This is a genomic window from Desulfuromusa kysingii, from assembly GCF_900107645.1.
In the GTDB taxonomy this organism is placed as follows: domain Bacteria; phylum Desulfobacterota; class Desulfuromonadia; order Desulfuromonadales; family Geopsychrobacteraceae; genus Desulfuromusa; species Desulfuromusa kysingii.
Window position 1 is genome coordinate 2,501 of the sequence record NZ_FNQN01000022.1, and the last position, 2,951, is coordinate 5,451.

The 2,951-nt window shown below is 51.8% G+C and carries 2 rRNA genes (1 of these 2 cut by a window edge); both read left to right on the plus strand.

What is annotated here, in order from left to right:
- A 23S ribosomal RNA gene (locus BLU87_RS16940) occupies nucleotides 1-2,686 on the plus strand (it extends 268 nt beyond the left edge of the window).
- A gap of 106 nt (nucleotides 2,687-2,792) precedes the next feature.
- Nucleotides 2,793-2,909: ribosomal RNA gene (gene rrf / locus BLU87_RS16945) — 5S ribosomal RNA — on the plus strand.
- Nucleotides 2,910-2,951 lie beyond the last annotated feature (42 nt).

Below are 2,951 nucleotides of genomic sequence, written 5' to 3' on the forward strand. Positions count from 1 at the left end.
CCCAAACCAGAACTACTACGGTGGTTCTGGGGTTGTGGGGTCCCAACGTGGGATGGTGATCGGTAATAGAAGGCTCTGGAAAGTGCCGCCATAGAGGGTGATAGCCCCGTATGTGAAACCGAGATCCACTCTAGGGTAACCCCGAGTACCACGGGACACGAGAAATCCTGTGGGAAGCTGGGAGGACCATCTTCCAAGGCTAAATACTCCCCGATAACCGATAGTGCATAGTACCGTGAGGGAAAGGTGAAAAGAACTCCGATGAGGAGAGTGAAATAGACCCTGAAACCGTATGCCTACAAGCAGTGGGAGCCCTATGACTTCGGTCAGGGTGACCGCGTGCCTTTTGCATAATGAGTCAGCGAGTTACGTTCAGCAGCGAGGTTAAGCCGTTAGGTGGAGCCGTAGCGAAAGCGAGTCTTAATAGGGCGACATAGTTGCTGGGAGTAGACCCGAAACCGAGTGATCTATCCATGGGCAGGTTGAAGCGACGGTAACACGTCGTGGAGGACCGAACCCACTTAGGTTGAAAACTGAGGGGATGACCTGTGGATAGGAGTGAAAGGCTAATCAAACTCGGAGATAGCTGGTTCTCCCCGAAATATATTTAGGTATAGCCTCGTATGAATCGTACCGGAGGTAGAGCACTGAATGGGCTAGGGTCCTCACCAGGATACCAAACCTAATCAAACTCCGAATGCCGGTAACGTCTGTACGGGAGTCAGTCTGCGGGTGATAAGGTCCGTAGTCGAAAGGGAAACAACCCAGATCGCCAGCTAAGGTCCCTAAATCTGTGCTAAGTGGGAAAGGTTGTGGGAATGCATAAACAACCAGGAGGTTGGCTTAGAAGCAGCCATCCTTTAAAGAAAGCGTAATAGCTCACTGGTCGAGTGGGCCTGCGCCGAAAATGTAACGGGGCTAAAGCACAGTACCGAAGCTGCGAATTTGTATGAATGTACAAGTGGTAGGGGAGCATTGTAGCAACCGTTGAAGGTGTACCGTAAGGAGCGCTGGAGGAACTACAAGAGCTTATGCTGACATGAGTAGCGAAAATGTGGGTGAGAAACCCACACACCGTAAGCCCGAGGTTTCCTTTGTAAAGGTAATCTGCGAAGGGTTAGTCGGCCCCTAAGGCGAGGGCGAAAGCCGTAGTCGATGGGAAACAGGTTAATATTCCTGTACCTCTTTTAACTGCGATGGGGGGACGGAGAAGGGTAGATCATCCGGGTGTTGGATGTCCCGGTTTAAGCGAGTAGGCGGGGAAGGCAGGCAAATCCGCTTTCCTACTAAAACGCCGAGACGTGATGACGAGAGCTTTAAGCTCATAAAGTGGTTGATCCCATACTTCCAAGAAAAGCCTCTAAGCTTCAGGTTATAAGAGACCGTACCGAAAACCGACTCAGGTGGGCGGGCAGAAAATGCCAAGGTGATTGAGATAACTCTGGTTAAGGAACTCGGCAAAATAACACCGTAACTTCGGGAGAAGGTGTGCCTCCATTAGGTGATACGACTTGCTCGTGGAGCCGAAGGGGGTCGCAGAGAAATGGCGGTAGCGACTGTTTACTAAAAACACAGCACTCTGCAAACTCGTAAGAGGAAGTATAGGGTGTGACGCCTGCCCGGTGCCGGAAGGTTAAGGGGATGTGTTAGCGCAAGCGAAGCATTGAACCGAAGCCCCGGTAAACGGCGGCCGTAACTATAACGGTCCTAAGGTAGCGAAATTCCTTGTCGGGTAAGTTCCGACCTGCACGAATGGCGTAACGACTTCCGCACTGTCTCAACCAGGGACTCAGCGAAATTGAATTGGCGGTGAAGATGCCGTCTACCCGCGGCAAGACGGAAAGACCCCGTGAACCTTTACTATAGCTTGGCAGTGATATTCGGGACAGCATGTGTAGGATAGGTGGGAGACTTTGAAATTGGCACGCCAGTGTCGGTGGAGTCGCCCTTGAAATACCACCCTTGTTCTTCTGGATATCTAACCTAGACCCGTTATCCGGGTCGGGGACACTGCCTGGTGGGTAGTTTGACTGGGGCGGTCGCCTCCTAAATTGTAACGGAGGCGCGCGAAGGTTCCCTCAGGCTGATTGGAAACCAGCCGTAGAGTGCAAAGGCATAAGGGAGCTTGACTGCGAGACATACAAGTCGAGCAGGTGCGAAAGCAGGTCTTAGTGATCCGGTGGTTCTGTATGGAAGGGCCATCGCTCAACGGATAAAAGGTACTCCGGGGATAACAGGCTTATCTCCCCCAAGAGTTCACATCGACGGGGAGGTTTGGCACCTCGATGTCGGCTCATCACATCCTGGGGCTGAAGTCGGTCCCAAGGGTTTGGCTGTTCGCCAATTAAAGTGGTACGCGAGCTGGGTTTAAAACGTCGTGAGACAGTTTGGTCCCTATCTGCCGTGGGCGTAGGAGATTTGAGAGGATCTGTTCCTAGTACGAGAGGACCGGAATGGACGAACCACTAGTGTTCCTGTTGTCACGCCAGTGGCATAGCAGGGTAGCTACGTTCGGAAAGGATAACCGCTGAAAGCATCTAAGCGGGAAGCCCACCTCAAGACAAGATCTCCCTGGGGGTTTACCCCCCTGAAGGTCCGTTGGAGACTACAACGTTGATAGGCCGGATGTGTAAGCACAGCAATGTGTTCAGCTTACCGGTACTAATTGACCGTGAGGCTTGACCATTAATAGTTTTTTGATAGGGAAGGGGGAGGTTCTCCTCCCCCGACCCCCTTAAAAGTTATCGCAAATACAATCAGTCATAAGCGATTCGAAAACCAGTACTACGGTTTTCGGTGGCTATAGCGTAGGGGTCACACCTGTTCTCATCCCGAACACAGAAGTTAAGTCCTACAGCGCCGATGATACTGCATGGGAGACTGTGTGGGAAAGTAGGTCGCCGCCGAAATTATTTAAAACCCCCCAGCAGCTCATTGTTGTTGGGGGGTTT